The sequence below is a fragment of the Fodinibius sp. genome (assembly GCF_034521915.1).
Classification (GTDB): domain Bacteria; phylum Bacteroidota; class Rhodothermia; order Balneolales; family Balneolaceae; genus Fodinibius.
Genome location: NZ_JAXHLU010000013.1, coordinates 41169 through 56349 on the forward strand (window position 1 = coordinate 41169; position 15181 = coordinate 56349).

At 42.1% G+C, this 15181-nt stretch carries 15 protein-coding genes and 1 pseudogene; 9 read left to right on the forward strand and 7 right to left on the reverse strand.

What is annotated here, in order from left to right; all coding sequences use genetic code 11:
* Nucleotides 1-156: 156 nt before the first annotated feature.
* A complete protein-coding gene (locus U5J89_RS08455) occupies nucleotides 157-678 on the reverse strand; it encodes a hypothetical protein (RefSeq protein ID WP_322575179.1) in 522 nt (173 codons plus the stop codon).
* A 192-nt stretch (nucleotides 679-870) separates the two neighbouring features.
* On the reverse strand, nucleotides 871-1458 hold the full coding sequence (locus U5J89_RS08460) for a DUF5916 domain-containing protein (RefSeq protein WP_322575335.1): 588 nt from the start codon (nucleotides 1456-1458) through the stop codon (nucleotides 871-873).
* Nucleotides 1459-1818: 360 nt separating this feature from the next.
* On the opposite strand from U5J89_RS08460, the gene U5J89_RS08465 reads away from it, so the two are divergent.
* From U5J89_RS08465 to U5J89_RS08485, 5 genes are all read left to right on the forward strand, one after another.
* Nucleotides 1819-3021 (forward strand): MFS transporter, encoded by a 1203-nt coding sequence (locus U5J89_RS08465; RefSeq protein ID WP_322575180.1) that lies wholly within the window; start codon nucleotides 1819-1821, stop codon nucleotides 3019-3021.
* Between the two features lie 363 nt (nucleotides 3022-3384).
* Complete coding sequence (locus U5J89_RS08470) at nucleotides 3385-4254, forward strand: LEA type 2 family protein (protein ID WP_322575181.1); 870 nt, start codon at nucleotides 3385-3387, stop codon at nucleotides 4252-4254.
* Nucleotides 4255-4276: 22 nt separating this feature from the next.
* Entirely contained in the window at nucleotides 4277-4753 is a 477-nt protein-coding gene (locus U5J89_RS08475) for a methylated-DNA--[protein]-cysteine S-methyltransferase (protein WP_322575182.1), read from the forward strand.
* A gap of 514 nt (nucleotides 4754-5267) precedes the next feature.
* Nucleotides 5268-6863, forward strand: a complete 1596-nt coding sequence (locus U5J89_RS08480; RefSeq protein WP_322575183.1) for an amidohydrolase family protein — start codon at nucleotides 5268-5270, stop codon at nucleotides 6861-6863.
* A gap of 111 nt (nucleotides 6864-6974) precedes the next feature.
* Nucleotides 6975-7448, forward strand: a complete 474-nt coding sequence (locus tag U5J89_RS08485) for a hypothetical protein (protein WP_322575184.1) — start codon at nucleotides 6975-6977, stop codon at nucleotides 7446-7448.
* Nucleotides 7449-7469: 21 nt separating this feature from the next.
* On the opposite strand, the gene U5J89_RS08490 is transcribed toward U5J89_RS08485, so the two are convergent.
* A complete protein-coding gene (locus U5J89_RS08490) occupies nucleotides 7470-8291 on the reverse strand; it encodes a sensor histidine kinase (protein WP_322575185.1) in 822 nt (273 codons plus the stop codon).
* A 133-nt stretch (nucleotides 8292-8424) separates the two neighbouring features.
* Here U5J89_RS08490 and U5J89_RS08495 point away from each other — a divergent pair, with 133 nt between their 5' ends.
* Nucleotides 8425-9402 (forward strand): threonine/serine dehydratase, encoded by a 978-nt coding sequence (locus U5J89_RS08495; protein ID WP_322575186.1) that lies wholly within the window; start codon nucleotides 8425-8427, stop codon nucleotides 9400-9402.
* A gap of 20 nt (nucleotides 9403-9422) precedes the next feature.
* Nucleotides 9423-10601 carry an FAD-dependent oxidoreductase gene (locus U5J89_RS08500; protein ID WP_322575187.1) on the forward strand — a complete coding sequence of 393 codons (1179 nt, stop codon included), beginning with the start codon at nucleotides 9423-9425 and terminating at the stop codon, nucleotides 10599-10601.
* 3 nt (nucleotides 10602-10604) lie between these two features.
* Here U5J89_RS08500 and U5J89_RS08505 read toward each other — a convergent pair whose 3' ends face one another.
* From U5J89_RS08505 to U5J89_RS15935, 3 genes are all read right to left on the reverse strand, one after another.
* Nucleotides 10605-10943 carry a hypothetical protein gene (locus U5J89_RS08505; protein WP_322575188.1) on the reverse strand — a complete coding sequence of 113 codons (339 nt, stop codon included), beginning with the start codon at nucleotides 10941-10943 and terminating at the stop codon, nucleotides 10605-10607.
* 69 nt (nucleotides 10944-11012) lie between these two features.
* Nucleotides 11013-11834, reverse strand: coding sequence for a hypothetical protein (locus U5J89_RS08510; protein WP_322575189.1), 822 nt, complete (start codon nucleotides 11832-11834; stop codon nucleotides 11013-11015).
* 12 nt (nucleotides 11835-11846) lie between these two features.
* Nucleotides 11847-12245, reverse strand: a complete 399-nt coding sequence (locus U5J89_RS15935; protein ID WP_416208507.1) for a MerC domain-containing protein — start codon at nucleotides 12243-12245, stop codon at nucleotides 11847-11849.
* A gap of 181 nt (nucleotides 12246-12426) precedes the next feature.
* Between U5J89_RS15935 and U5J89_RS08515 the strand changes: the two genes are divergently transcribed.
* Complete coding sequence (locus U5J89_RS08515) at nucleotides 12427-13227, forward strand: CocE/NonD family hydrolase (RefSeq protein ID WP_322575190.1); 801 nt, start codon at nucleotides 12427-12429, stop codon at nucleotides 13225-13227.
* A gap of 1 nt (nucleotide 13228) precedes the next feature.
* Nucleotides 13229-14305, forward strand: a pseudogene (locus tag U5J89_RS08520) (CocE/NonD family hydrolase); the annotation flags it as partial.
* 88 nt (nucleotides 14306-14393) lie between these two features.
* Here U5J89_RS08520 and U5J89_RS08525 read toward each other — a convergent pair.
* Entirely contained in the window at nucleotides 14394-14876 is a 483-nt protein-coding gene (locus U5J89_RS08525) for a hypothetical protein (protein WP_322575191.1), read from the reverse strand.
* Nucleotides 14877-15181: the final 305 nt, after the last annotated feature.

Consider the following 15181-nt stretch of genomic DNA (forward strand, 5'->3'; position numbering starts at 1 on the left):
TTTTACTGCCTTAACCTAAATGCTCCCTACCTAAAATATGTAAATACTTTCAGGCATCATTTAATATAACAATTTAATCTAACAATTTAACATCAAAACAGTTTATCAATTATTCAATCAGTATACTCCTTCATAATTCCTACCATAATTAAATTGCTACATCGTATCTTTTAACAGCTGCTCTGGGATTTTATTATCATCCCGCTCGCTGTTCCAGGTAATATTTGTAATCCACCAGCGGTCTTGATCATACACCAATTGCACCGTATTTACTCCGCGGCGGCTCACTTTTCCATCCTCGGCCGACTTAATTTTAAAGGATGTCTGCACCGTAGCAATTTCCCCGAACTGGAATACCTCGCGAGCTATCTCCTCTTCCCAAAACCCATTCTTTTTAAAATACTCATCATTGCGATCCCTGTACTCATCGGGCGTCATGGAAATATATCGCAATGTGCCATCCTCAGCCTTACTTATTGCTCCCATCGTTGCCTCTTCTTTATACAACGAAGAAAATCTTTCCCAGTTGCGCTGACCGGCCGGACCGGAAATCACATCGTACAAAGCATTAATGATACCATCAATACTTTTAACATCATCCCTGTTAACCTGCTGACCATAAGAAATACTACTGAATGTGAAGAAAAGAATAATTAGTAACCCGTAAAACAATCTCATAATAGTATATTTTGTTATGGTTTATCATCAGTTTTTACTGAAATACGACAAGTAAGTTACTTCTAAATCTTATTTTATCATCACCTGTTAACCTGCTGACCATGAGAATCTCTTGGACGTGAAAGAAAATCGTGGTAACTCCGGTAAAACCAATCTTCATCCATTATCGGTATCTTTGCTATAGCTCTGTCATCAGTTTTTACTGAAATACGACAAGTAAGTTACTTCTAAATCTTTCGTCAACGGACCTCCCCTGAGCATGCGGTCGTTATATGATTCAAGATCAACACCACTATTAAATTGTAGCGACCACAAATTCTTAAACTGCGCCCCTCCCAACAGGTTATATCCGTTTTCAATCTGATCGCCGCCGAAGTTCCACAAATGATATTTTACAGCCGCGACATTATAAGATCGGAAGATTCCGTTGGGCTCTGTTTCTTGGTAACGCAGAAAATACGCTGCTCCTTGGTAATCGGTTCGCTGACCGAATCCACTGTCATTAACCTCATAACCAGGACTTGTAACCGAATAAGAGACCGAAGCCAACCAATGCTCTCCGGCAAATCGACCAAATGCCAGCCCGCCTGCATACCCCTGCAGGTTCGTTTTGTTGGGATCAACCGACAAGTAATCAGCATCCGGGCGATTGTAATATCGAAGGCTGCTTTGCTGGGTTAACTGCAGGCTTTCGGAGCTCCCGCTAACTGTACTCGCAGAAAACGTACCGCTGAAAATCCAATCTTTCTTTATCGGAACGCTAAAATATCCTCGTTTTATTTACATGCCATGCACTAATACGTTATCGGAACGCTAAATCTGCTCATTTTATTTACATGCCATGCACTAATACGTTAACCAACATAGCATTTATCGGAACGCTAAATCTGCTCATTTTATTTACATGCCATGCACTAATACGTTAACCATAATTGCTACCAACAACCGGCAGTAAACTTACCCTTTCTTCGGAAGTCCCATTATTTTTGTTTCAAAATAATGGAGTTTATCTAAAATATCGGTGGTTACAACTCACTGACAAGTATTTTAATGCATCATGATTTAGCTGGGAGAATCAATCCTCCACTTTTTCCCGGATAAAAAGTGGAACTTTTTTGACTTTCTTCTTCTTTATTAAGCTTGCACTACAAAAAGAAAAACAAGTCTACTATTACTAATACAAAGCAACAATCTCTCCTCAAAGATTTAAATCTTTACGTCATTTTCGGGATCACCCTCTCCGCGGTGATGGGCGTTTCCAGCATCGCTCCCGCCCTGCCCAAAATGGCCAACGTGCTGGATGTCTCAAACGAACGCATTGGGCTGCTTATCACAGCATTTACCGTACCCGGGATGTTTTTGACCCCTTTACTTGGTGTCTTTGCTGATCGTGTCGGGCGTAAAGCCATTTTAGTTCCCTCATTGTTTCTTTTTGGAATTGCCGGAACAGCTTGTGCTTTTGCCACCGATTTTACGTGGCTGCTCATCCTACGTTTTTTACAAGGCATTGGTGGAGCTTCGCTCGGTGCCCTCAACGTAACGCTTATAGGTGATCTCTACGAAGGAAATCGACGGGCAACGGCCATGGGTTACAACGGCAGCGTACTAAGTGTGGGCACAGCGGCATATCCGGCCATCGGTGGTGGCTTGGCGCTATTTGGATGGTTTTATCCCTTCTTTCTTACGCTGCTGGCTATTCCGGTTGGCTTATTTGTGCTGGCCAAACTGGATAACCCCGAACCCGATAATCACAAACATATAAAATCATACCTGGGTGATGTACTACAGGCACTGAAATCCAAAAAAGTAATCGGGCTTTTTGCTGCAAACTTTCTCACTTTTATTATGCTGTACGGTGGCTACCTGACCTTTTTCCCAATTTTACTGGATGAACAATTTGAAAAGTCATCCCTCATTATCGGTATCATGCTCTCCGGTTCATCTTTAATAACCGCTTTTGCTTCTTCTCAGCTCGGCAACTTAACCAAGCGGTTTCCCGAGTCAACGCTTATTATTACAGCAGCCATTCTCTATCTCGGCGTATTTTTAAGCATCCCTTTTATTGAAAATATTTGGCTGTTTGCTCTTCCCATCATTGTGTTTGGATTTGCTCAGGGCATCAACATCCCCAGCATTTTAAACCTTCTTACCCATCAGGCTCCCAAGGAATACCGAGCGGCATTTTTATCGGTAAACTGGACGATTATTAGAAGCGGTCAGGCGGTGGGACCTTTCCTTTTGGGATTGGTGTACGGCGCTATCGGACTCAGTGGGACATTTTGGATATCTGCATTGGCTGCGTTTTGCCTTTTATTAGTAGCAAGTGTGGCAATAAAAGGGTAAATCACTCAAGCCACCAGTTATTATATAAAATAACGGCTTTATGAAATTGTTAGGGAAAGAGAAATTTTTTATCGTATAGAAGTGATTTATGGCCCCAAATAAAAAAGGCCTCAGGAGTATCCGTCCTGAGGCCCCGTGCTTTAGGTTTCAGCATTTAGGAGTGACTAGAGTATCTAGTTGGCTAACTAGATGGGGTCTAGAGAGACAATAATAGTGCGTTCTGTTTTCAAGAGTATGGCAAACCCCTTTTGTTACAAAAAAATCTTAGTTTAGGAATTGTGCCCTCAGAGGCCCGGAACAAATCATTCAGCCTGTAATATCACTAATTCAACAGTTTATCAACTAACTTAGACCGGCCTGTTTATGACCTACCCAAAATTTGTATCCGTAATTCTATTGACATGCACTCTTTTATTACTGGATGGATGTGCTGCCCTTGAAGATTTATCCAACTCTATCCAAAAGCCACAGCTTTCAGTAGAAAATGTCCGAGTCAGTGATTTTAATTTTGAAGAGATAGAGCTTACTTATGATATAAAGGTCAATAATCCGAATGCACTGTCGGTGCAAATGCTGGCCTATGACTATAATCTTGATATCAATGAAAATACACTGGTAAGCGGCGACCAGAAAAAACAACTTGCTATCGAGGCATCCGGAGAAAGTACATTCCAAGTACCGATGCGCCTTAATTTTGCAGATATCTATCGAAGCGTGCAGAGTCTGCGGAATTCCGAAGAGGCCTCTTATAACTTTTTAAGTAATCTTACCTTTGACTTGCCCGTGCTTGGTCAAACAAAAGTTCCAGTTAGTAAAGAAGGACGCATTCCGCTGTTAAAAACACCCAGAATAAGCCTCGAAGACTTTAATGTTACTGGAATTAGTTTGAGCAGTGCAGATATTAACCTGCAGCTACGGTTTGATAATCCCAACAGCTTTGTGATCGACGTTCATTCTCTCAATTATGATTTAATGATCAACGGGGACCAGTGGGCCAACGGCACCGCCCTTGAAGGGGCGACTATTAAGCAAAAAGGCGTAACCACGCTCAACATCCCGATATCGCTAAATATTTCTAAAATAGGGATGTCGGCATATCGTTTATTAACCGGAGACGAAGCCTTTAAATATCAAATAAAGGGAGATTTTGATCTCAATGCCCGACATGAACTGCTCGGCCAAACTACATTTGATTTCCTGCGCTCCGGTAATCTTTCACTGCCTTCAAACTAACATTAAAAGAAACTCCATATCATTGTCGAAAGATTACACGACATACACTCAATCTCCTCTGGGTCCTCTTCAAATCAAAGCCGATGAAAAGGGGCTCACAGCCGTCAATTATTGCGATGATAACCCGATTGAATCACCAGACCAGCACGAACAGCCGGTACTCACAAAAACCATCGACCAACTAAATGAATATTTTGAGGGGAAAAGAAAAACGTTTGATATCCCACTTGTTTTGAAAGGAACCAATTTCCAGCAAAAGGTCTGGAAACAGCTGCAACAAATTCCGTATGGACAGACAATAACCTACAGTGAGCTGGCATCGCGCCTTGGAGATACCCAAAAAGCTCGGGCTGTCGCTGGCGCCAATGGACTAAATCCTATTCCAATTATTATCCCCTGCCACCGAGTTATAGGAGCCGATAATAAGCTTACCGGCTACAGTGGCGGGATCGAACGAAAACAATTTCTACTACAGCTTGAAGGAGCACTGCTTTTGTGACTTTGAGAAACACAACTATTCTTCTGTGATTTTGTACAAGCAATTGAGGGATCCATTTTCCGGCACTAAGATGTAAGAATCACAGTTGAAATTCATTGAACACCATTTCCGCCTTTCGGCATGAGAATTGTGAGCCGAGTTCCCAAAAGGCTCGTAAAAGTTCCATGGGAATCTAACTCCTTGGTGTTGCCATCATTTCTTAACTTCACGGTTTTAATCAATCCGGCATAACGAATGGTGTGCGGAACCCAGAGAGGGAAAGGAATAATTTGTATCGGTACGTAACCACAAAATCACCTCTATAGTTAAAGAACCATCAAAATTATTCCACCCGATGGGTGTAGCGTTTTCAGCATTCTCAGCCGGACACTTTTTTGGTTCGTTTTTTGGTGACAAAAAATGAATATAATCTAAACGATAAAGCATTGTCAGAATCTTTTTTAAAATCTTTTACTGTCATCCCCTACATCTGATTATTACATTCCATCAAATCTAAATCAATGAAACCGGAGCTATGAAGAATTACCTGATCCTGCTAACCGCTCTTTTAACTTTAACAATTGGCATTAATGACACCTTGGCCCAAGTCCAGGAAGCTCCTGATCGAACTATGGGCGAAGGACCTTATGATCATATGATAATACGGGGCGTAACATTGGTTGACGGAACCGGTTCTCCGCCCCGCGGTCCGGTAGATGTGGTAGTTAAAGGTAACCGCATTACCTCGGTACAGTCGGTGGGATATCCCGGCGTGCCCATTGATGAAGATCGCCGCCCACAGGCCAATGAAGACACAAAAGTTATTGAAGCCGAGGGTATGTACCTGCTGCCCGGCTTTATTGATATGCATGCCCATACCGGCGGAGAAGCCCAGGGAACACCCGCCGAGTACGTTTATAAACTATGGATGGCACACGGTATTACCACCGTTCGCGAACCCGGCTCTTTTAACGGGATGGACTGGACGCTCCGGCAAAAAGAGCGAAGTAGCCAAAATGAAATTACTGCGCCGCGCATCTTTTCCTACATTGGTTTTGGGATGGGGCATGATGGTGAAATAACATCTCCCAAAGAGGCTCGCAAGTGGGTACAAATGATTGCTGATAAAGGCGCCGATGGCATCAAATTTTTTGGAGCCCCTCGTCCCATTTATAAAGCTGCAATTGAAGAGGCGAATAAGTTAGGCCTTGGCACAATGACCCATCATGCACAAACGCGCGTAGTGTATAATAATGCGCTTGAATCTGCACGGCTGGGACTTACAAGTATCACCCATTGGTATGGTATTCCCGAAGCCTTATTTACCGATCAGCAGATCCAAGACTACCCGGCCGATTATAATTACAATAACGAGCAACACCGTTTTGAGGAAGCCGGGAAGCTGTGGAAACAAGCCGCTGAACCGTACAGCGACAAGTGGAACAGCGTGATGAATGAGATGCTGGAGCTGGATGTAACGCTTAATCCCACTTTTACTATTTATGAAGCCAGCCGCGACTTAAGTGCTCAGCGCCGCGCCGAGTGGCACGAAAAATATACCCTTCCCTCCCTTTGGGAATTTTACAAGCCCAGTAGAATTTCACATGGCTCCTACTGGATTAACTGGGGAACCGAACAAGAAATTGACTGGAAAGAAAACTTCGATCTCTGGTTTAAATTCGTCAATGAGTTTAAAAATCGTGGCGGTCGTGTTACGCTTGGTTCCGATGCCGGATATATCTACAAGCTCTATGGATTTGGATATATTCAGGAGATGGAGATGCTGCGGGAAGCCGGTTTTCATCCGCTCGAAATTTTTCAGTCCGCATCGCTTAAAGCAGCCGAAGTACTTAAAATGGATGATCAACTCGGTACTATTGAAGTGGGTAAACTAGCCGATATGATGCTGGTAGATGCCAATCCCTTAAAAAATCTAAAAACACTTTACGGCACTGGTGCTGTACACGTGAATAGTGATAACGAACCGGTTCGGATTGGCGGCGTTGAATATACCATCAAAGACGGCATCGTTTATGATGCCAAAAAATTGTTGCAGGATGTGGAAGAAATGGTGCAAAAATCGAAGCAAGAAAAGAATTACCAAATTACCCAGCCGGGACTGGATTACTAATCAACTATTTAATTTGAAAAGTTGCTAGTTCATGTAAATCAGATTTATATTCTTTATAGCAAATATTCTGAAAGTTCACATTATAATAAAATTGTAAAGGGTACTTGTATCATGAAAAAATCATTACTTACGTTATTGTTCTGCGGATTATTACTGTTTTCGGTTGAAACAGTTCATGCTCAAAATTCAGAAAATTCAGGTCTTGGTGTAGGGGCTGTAATTAATAATCCTTCCGGTCTTAGCGCCAAATACTGGCTCAGTGATAATATTGCGGTAGATGCAGCTTTTTCTTTTTCACTCTCAGACAACTTTTCAGACGTATATCTGCATTCCGACGTTTTAAAACATACTGATACGATTAATTCCGAAGCTCTTGAACTGTATTATGGAATGGGACTACGGCTCTTATGGGGCGATATCTACAACGATGTAAATGCAGGACTCCGCTGGCCCGTCGGTACAGAATACTCTTTCGCAGATACAAAGATAAAAAGCTTTATTGAGCTGGCACCTACCTTAGATTTTGCTCCTGATGCTCGTTTTTTCTTTGGTGGAGCTGTAGGTATGCGGATATATTTGAATTAATATAACTTTTATCAAGCAATATTAAACCAGTGCGCTGGACGAACCTTTTATCTCTTTCATTTCGAAGGAAAAAGTAAATGAGACCCCATTTTTGTCTTTCACTTTTTGTTCAGCTTCCAGCTGCTGAATGAGCGTTTCAATAATCGTCATACCAATCGATTTTGATTTTCGATATTCAAAATCACTTGGCAGGCCGCGGCCGTTATCCTTAATGCTAACAATAACCTTATCCTCGATATTTTCGAGCGTAACCTTAATCAAACCGCTTTCCTGATCGGTAAAAGCGTGTTCAAATGCATTTGCTACCACCTCATTTATAATAAGCGCACAAGGCACAGCCTGGTTCACATTGAGATTAAAGGAATCGTATTCAAGCTCTACCTTTATTTCTTTATCACTTGCTGAAACTCCTTTGATATTATTAATCAGATCTTTGACATAGGAACCAAATTCAATTTGGGAGAGTGAGGCCGACTGATACAGCTTTTCGTGAATCAGTGCCATGGTTTTAATCCGGTTTTTACTGTCAGTCAGCAGACGCCTAACCTCTTCATTTTCGGTGCTAAAGGTCTGCAGATCCATCATACCCGAAACAACGGCTAAATTATTTTTTACCCGGTGATGGATTTCCTGCAAGAGCGTCTCCTTCTCTTTAAGCGACTCTTTCAATTCTCGCTCATACTCTATCTGACCGGTTACATCCTGCCCAACTATTTGAATTGCTCTCTGATCACCTTCGTAAGTAATCGGGGTCGACTGTATTTTAATATGGCGAATCTTTCCATCTATGGCCTTAATCTTATAAATAACGGCTATCCTATGGTTAAGATCACCCTCCACCATTCAGGTGATAAAATTTTCATCCAAATCAATTACTTTGCTGCCTTAAAGAGTTTCCAAAATCAGTTTTTAATTACTGATATAAAATTTTTACCCTCTGTATACTCTATTTCAACTTGTGAATTAAAACGCTGTTATGCCCAATAGTAAACAGGTATCTATTCCAACCTTTAAACAGGTCCAAAAAGCATATCTTAAAATTCGTGATAAAGTTCATCGCACCCCGGTTATGAAAAGCCAAAAAGTAAATGAGCGCGCCGGTGGAGCGCTGTATTTTAAATGCGAAAATTTCCAGAAAGTGGGGGCATTCAAATTCCGCGGTGCCACGCATGCCGTTGGCAATCTGAGTGATGAAGACGCCAAAAATGGAGTAGCTACACACTCTTCGGGAAACCATGCGCAAGCAGTGGCGCTGGCCGCCAAACAGCGCGGTATCCCCGCCCATATTGTAATGCCCGAAAATGCGCCCAAAGTTAAGGTTAATGCGGTACGTGATTATGGGGCCAATATCACTTTTAGCGAATCAACACAGGAAAGTCGGGAAGCTACGCTCGAAGAGGTCATTCAAAAAACAGGCGCTACGTTTATTCATCCGTATGACAATCCAAATATTATCATGGGTCAGGGAAGCGCCGCTATTGAACTGCTCGAAGACAAACCGGAACTGGATATTATTCTGGCTCCTGTTGGAGGCGGCGGTTTGATCAGCGGTACGGCTATTGCCGCGTCGGGATTTTCGCCCGAAACCAAAGTGATCGGAACCGAGCCGGAAGTGGCCAACGACGCCTATCTCTCATTTAAAACCGGAGAACGTCACCCCGTACAAAGCACCGATACCGTAGCCGACGGACTGCGGACTTCCCTCAGTGAGCTCACATTTAATTGCATTCAGCAGCACGTTGATGATATTGTTACAGTAACAGAAGATGAAATAATTGAGGCCATGCGCTTCATCTGGGAGCGAATGAAAATCATCATTGAACCTTCGTGTGCCGTTCCTGTTGCAGCGGTTTTTAATGGAAAAGTTGATGTCTCCGATAAAAAGGCTGGTATTATTATTACGGGAGGAAATATTGATTTGGACCATCTACCCTGGCAGGATTTTGAGAATTAGGAATTAAGAATTTGTTATTGATGTCGGATAAGATCATCATAATTGGTAGTGGCGTTTCTGGAATTACCACTGCACTTACGCTACAACTTTTGGGTTACGAGACTGAAATTATTACTGCGAAAGTGCCCACTGAGATAGCTAATAAAAATGCACATCCCGATTTTGCCAGTCTCTTTCCATCGGCCTCGATAATCCCTCATTCGGTCTATTCACACCGGCTGGAGGAACTGTTTAAACTATCACAATCATTTTTCTACGAACTCAGGAAGCAAGTTTTTCCTGGATTAACAATTAACAAACATTTTGAGATATTTGAGTTTGAACCCGATCAGCCTAACTATTGCGAATGGATGCTCAACCTTGAGCTTATTGATAACCTTCCTGATGATACCATTCCCCGCCGCTCTGATGACAAATCTCTGAATGGTTGGGTCTTCGACTGTGTCTTTGCCGATTGGTCGCTCTATTTTCCCGCACTAATTGCTCTATATCAGCAGAGTGGAGGAACGATCACAAAACAAAAACTGGCACGTAAAGATATCTCTAACCTATCATCTGAGGTTATCATCAACTGCAGCGGTGCTGGCGGACCTTTATTGTTTGAGGATCCCAGTGAAAATCAACTAATAATGCGGGGCCATTTGCTTCACAAGGCTAATGCCCCATTAATTACAAACAGTGCAGATGAAATTACATCCTACAATTACACCCCTCAACCCGATGTGTATTCCGACGCCGAGGGTAATACCTGCGATGTGTATTGTTATCCCCGAAAAGACGGTTGGATACTCGGTGGTAGTCGTCAGGTGGGAGAACTAAAAAAATCGAATACCTGGGAAAGTCTTAATGACTCATCTACCTATACTATCGATGGGATTCAATTTCCACAAGAAATTATCAGCCTGAATAATGAGATTCTCAGCTATACTTACGATCATTCCTTTGAAGTATCAGACGACATTACTCCTTCGGTCGGTTATCGATACATCCGTAACCGCAAAAATGGGTTACGACTCCATCAAGAAAACGTATCAGGTAAAACAGTTTATCATAACTATGGCCACGGCGGGGCGGGCGTTACGCTTTCCTGGGGATGTGCTCTTGAAATAACTCATGAAATTACAACCAAAAAAACAAAAGAATTAAAAACCGAGCTGCTGAAAAACATCAGCAAAATTGATATGAAAAAGCTATCCTGACTCTTAGTTGTAGATTTGTTTTTCGGCACAATCCGGACAATCAAGCCAATTTTCTGATGGCATCTTCGGCAGTGCTTTGGGACTACTGCCCTTCTCAAAAACAGGCCGGTAAAGCACATCGCCTTTTTCGTGAGACTCCCCACAACTGTGGCAACTTTCCTCCCCATCGAGCTCTTTGGGCGTATATCCTGCAATAACCCAGCCTTCGTGACCGGCGTGTACGGCAAGACTTTCCAGTGCGGCACGAACCGTTTGAGATTTATTGCCGCTATAATACCTCTCTGACAATTCATTTAAAAGCTGTACGGTTTCATTATCAAGAGTGAAATTCAGCCGTTTCATAAGTGAAAATTTATGTTAGTATTTTTTCCAATCATTCCAATTTTATGTTTAAAGACTACGTCAACTACATCAGTAGACCATATACCAGGCAGCGAAAACCAAGAGTCCGCCAATAAATGTATTGAGTACAGCCCATCGTCTATATTTGTCAAGTTTGTGATGCTCATCGTGATCCAGGTCGGTATCCCGGTGTACATTGCCACCCACTTCGCACTCCGGTAAAAAATCGATTGCTACATGGAAAAAGACGCCGGTCGCAAAACCAAATATTAGCGCATTTATAACGGCATCAGATGGAATTTCCAATAAACTTACCGGAAGAGCCGTGAGACCAATAGCTGAAGCCGGCAGCAATAAAAGCAGTGCAGACTGACCCTGCATTGTAAGACGTCGTGAAGCGGCATAGCCGGCGGGACCTTTATGTGTTACAATGGCAACCCCAAGCAAGAGCCCCAGTTCCGGCATGGCAGCATAGACCATGCCGATAATCACACCTGCTGCAAGAGCATGCGAGGTAAGTTCCAGCACTACCGGAGGGGTCGAAAAGGAAGTGTGCGTTAACCCATGATTTAGAGTATGTATCGCAAAACCGGCCATGATTCCCACGGCAATTCCCAACCCTCCGTATACCGGATGATGGTTAACGGCAGTAGGTACTAGGAATATTGCAGCGCTGGTAATCATGGCTCCGCTTGCTAATCCATAGCCTGCAATCAGATGATTCAGTTTCGTTTTACCCGCAGCTTTAATCCCCATTGGAATAGCGAGAGCCATAGCGGCAAACGCAATCCATGATATACCAATAATTTTCCAGTTTGAAACCAACATAGCGAACAACGTAAATATGCATAATGTGATAACAGTGCCGTAAGCAATAAATTTATCAGACATATATAATAAAGCTCATTTCGATTTTGAAACTCGGGAAACCGAACAGGTTCGTGCAGAGTGAATTTTGTAATTGAACCAGTGACCGGCAATCAATAGAAGGCTCCCCATTGTTGTAACAGCCGATTCTATCCACATTCCCATCGAGTCGTGTAGCAGCCATGTTACACCAATAATCGCAAGACCTGTAAATAATAAACCGGATACTCGAGCAGGAACATTACCTGAACGTACAACAAAGTAGACGGTTGGTGTAATCAGTAAAAATAAGATTGGATGAGTCCAGCTATGGACTGATTGAGCAACCGGCCAAAGGGGCAATAGTGCTACAGCCACCGGAAAGAAGAGACAATGCACCGCACAAAGTCCTGACAGGGATATTCCTATTCGGTCCCAAAAAGATTTCGAAAACAAAAGACGATCAAATTGATTGCATTTTTAATGTGTATTAAAATACACACTTACCGCATTTCTTGCAAGACTTTGATCTACTCTTCTGACAAAAATTATTTACAAATAATTTCGAAAATCGGTTTCATAATTTCTGGAAGCTCCTATTTTTAAAACTCATAAATCTTTAATTAACGGTATCATAATGTTAAACGGTAAAAGAATTGCTACGCTGGCAGGCATCATCTTTTTAACACTTTATTTAGCGGCTCCATCCCTTGCGCAACAAAACAATTTTAGCAGCAAGGATTACGAAAAATCACAATACGATATTGAGATGCGAGATGGCATCAAATTGCATACTGTAGTGTATGCTCCTAAAGATACTACACAAGAATATCCCATCCTGATGAAACGAACGCCCTATAGTTGCCGTCCGTACGAAGAAGGAAAAGTGCCCGAACGCATCATGCATAATCCCCACCTGCAAAAGTCAGGATTTATCTTTGTCTGTCAGGATGTACGAGGCCGCTGGATGTCGGAGGGTGATTTTACGACAATGACTCCGAACCAAACAGATCCCGATAAAATAGATGAGAGTTCTGATACCTATGATACGGTAGAATGGCTTATTAATAACATTCCCAATAATAATGGTAAAGTGGGCCAATGGGGAATCTCGTATCCCGGATTTTATACTACCGCCGGATTACCCGATGCACATCCTGCTATGGCTGCCTCTTCTCCTCAGGCTCCCATATCAGATTTCTTTTTTGATGATTTTCACCACCACGGGGCCTACTTCATGAGTTACTGGTACGTCACTCCGCTGTTCGGCATCCAGCAAACCGCCCCGACCGATACTGCCTGGTACAATTTTGCTGATCTACCCACAAATGATATGTACAAATTCTATCAATCGATCACACCGCTGAAAAAATGCCAACAAGTACTATTCAAAAAACAATTTCTTCTGGCAAGAGCTAAAGAATCATCCCAATTATGACGAGTTTTGGCAAAGCAGAAATATTCTTCCGCACTTAAATGATATTGATCATCCCGTGATGACGGTCGGCGGCTGGTTTGATGCAGAAGACCTGTATGGGCCGCTTAACACGTATCGATCTATCGAGGAGAAAAATCCGGAGACCCAAAATACTATTGTGATGGGACCCTGGAGTCACGGCCAATGGGCCAGCAGTAATCCTCACCAATCGGTGGGAGAAATCTACTTTGGCGAAGGGATCTCTGCATTCTACCAAAAGGAAATTGAATACCCATTCTTCATGAAACACCTGAAAGGTATTGATATTAAAGACCTCCCTGAAGCATATATGTTTAATACGGGGAAAAAATCATGGAGTACCTTTGATCACTGGCCTCCTAAAAACACAGAGCAGAAATCATGGTATATCCACAGCGGTGGTCGTTTAAGTGATGAAAAACCAGGCAAACCAAAAAAGAAATATACCGAGTATAAAAGCGACATCGACAATCCGGTTCCCTATAAAGAAGAAAACGAACTTGTTTTTATTCCCCAGGATTATATGAGCGATGATCAGCGCTTTGCAGCTCGACGGCCGGACGTTATCACATTTGAAACACCTGTACTCAGAGAAGATGTAACACTGGCCGGAGACATGCTTGCGAATCTCTTTGTTTCGACCTCCGGAACTGCATCAGATTGGGTAGTTAAGTTGGTAGATGTGTATCCCGCAAGCACCGAAGAAAGTGAACATACTCCTGAAGGTGTAGAACTCGACAACTATCACCAGATGGTACGTAGTGAAGTAATGCGCGGACGCTTTCGGGACAGCTATGAAAATCCCAAACCGTTTAAGCCCAATAAGGTGACCAATGTTGAACTTCCATTACAGGACGTGTACCATACTTTTAAGAAAGGTCATAAGATACAGATCCAAATTCAGAGCACCTGGTTTCCACTCGTTGATTTAAATCCCCAAAAATATGTGCCCAATATTTTTAAAGCAGATAAGGATGATTTCCAGGATGCCATCCAGCGTATATATCACACCTCTAAATACCCTACTTCAATTGATGTAAAAGTGTTGAAAGACAAGTAGGCTTATATAAAAGATAATTAGATCACCACTCAAAGTAATAAAGGCCCCGAAATCCGGGGCCTTTATCAGTTAATAAGAATTTTAAAATCTAACTGGCTTCTCGAGCATACCATATTTTCCCATTGGGATATTTAAGTGCAATGCCCATCATTACTTTCCAAGCGGGATTATAGGAACTTTTTTTCTTTTTTATCCTGCTTTTCACATCAGGCTTTGCACCACCGTATTCCTTGCGATACTGAAACTGGGGAACTTCTACAATACCCGAAAGTTCTATGACAGAACTACTGTCTGTTTCTATAACATTTGAAACTAACCAGACTTTTTGCTCATTATATTTTTTGAAATTAGTTTCCAGTACAAGTTGACTTTTATTATATGACTTTATACTAAAACCTTCCGCTTTAAAGATCTCATCAAGTTTATCAAATGACTTGTTAACGGGATCTGAAGTTTCAATAAGTATAACATTAGCGTTCTCCATTGGAGTACTATCTGGTCCCGCAGGTCCCAAATTCATTGTAGCACAACTAACAAACAGTAGTAAAATAAATAACCAGACGTATTTCATTTCTCGATTTTTATATGTAGTTCCACTTTGCTGCATGAAAGAGAACCAACAAAATAATTGCAAGTTTTTTGTGATAAGCCGTTGATATATTTTATGAATGCAAACTAAAGAAAATTACTAATAACACCTTTGAAAAACCGACTGTTATTTCGCATTCCGATTTATCGGGATGGAAATCTATATTTTCAAAATATTATCTTCACTTAAACACTTAAAAAAAGAGCTGTCTGCCGAAGTGTTCAGCATCGAGAAAACAGTGTAGATTCGTAAGGTTTTTTTAGGATCCCTAATAAAAAAGGGCTCCG

What these genes read in the sequence shown, in the direction of transcription:
- U5J89_RS08515 (WP_322575190.1), top strand. Translation starts at nt 12,427, where the DNA reads ATGTTAAACGGTAAAAGAATTGCTACGCTGGCAGGCATCATCTTTTTA.
- U5J89_RS08495 (WP_322575186.1), top strand. Translation starts at nt 8,425, where the DNA reads ATGCCCAATAGTAAACAGGTATCTATTCCAACCTTTAAACAGGTCCAA.
- U5J89_RS08480 (WP_322575183.1), top strand. Translation starts at nt 5,268, where the DNA reads ATGAAGAATTACCTGATCCTGCTAACCGCTCTTTTAACTTTAACAATT.
- U5J89_RS08470 (WP_322575181.1), top strand. Translation starts at nt 3,385, where the DNA reads ATGACCTACCCAAAATTTGTATCCGTAATTCTATTGACATGCACTCTT.
- U5J89_RS08455 (WP_322575179.1), bottom strand. Translation starts at nt 678, where the DNA reads ATGAGATTGTTTTACGGGTTACTAATTATTCTTTTCTTCACATTCAGT.
- U5J89_RS08500 (WP_322575187.1), top strand. Translation starts at nt 9,423, where the DNA reads ATGTCGGATAAGATCATCATAATTGGTAGTGGCGTTTCTGGAATTACC.
- U5J89_RS08490 (WP_322575185.1), bottom strand. Translation starts at nt 8,291, where the DNA reads ATGGTGGAGGGTGATCTTAACCATAGGATAGCCGTTATTTATAAGATT.
- U5J89_RS08505 (WP_322575188.1), bottom strand. Translation starts at nt 10,943, where the DNA reads ATGAAACGGCTGAATTTCACTCTTGATAATGAAACCGTACAGCTTTTA.
- U5J89_RS08525 (WP_322575191.1), bottom strand. Translation starts at nt 14,876, where the DNA reads ATGAAATACGTCTGGTTATTTATTTTACTACTGTTTGTTAGTTGTGCT.
- U5J89_RS08485 (WP_322575184.1), top strand. Translation starts at nt 6,975, where the DNA reads ATGAAAAAATCATTACTTACGTTATTGTTCTGCGGATTATTACTGTTT.
- U5J89_RS08510 (WP_322575189.1), bottom strand. Translation starts at nt 11,834, where the DNA reads ATGTCTGATAAATTTATTGCTTACGGCACTGTTATCACATTATGCATA.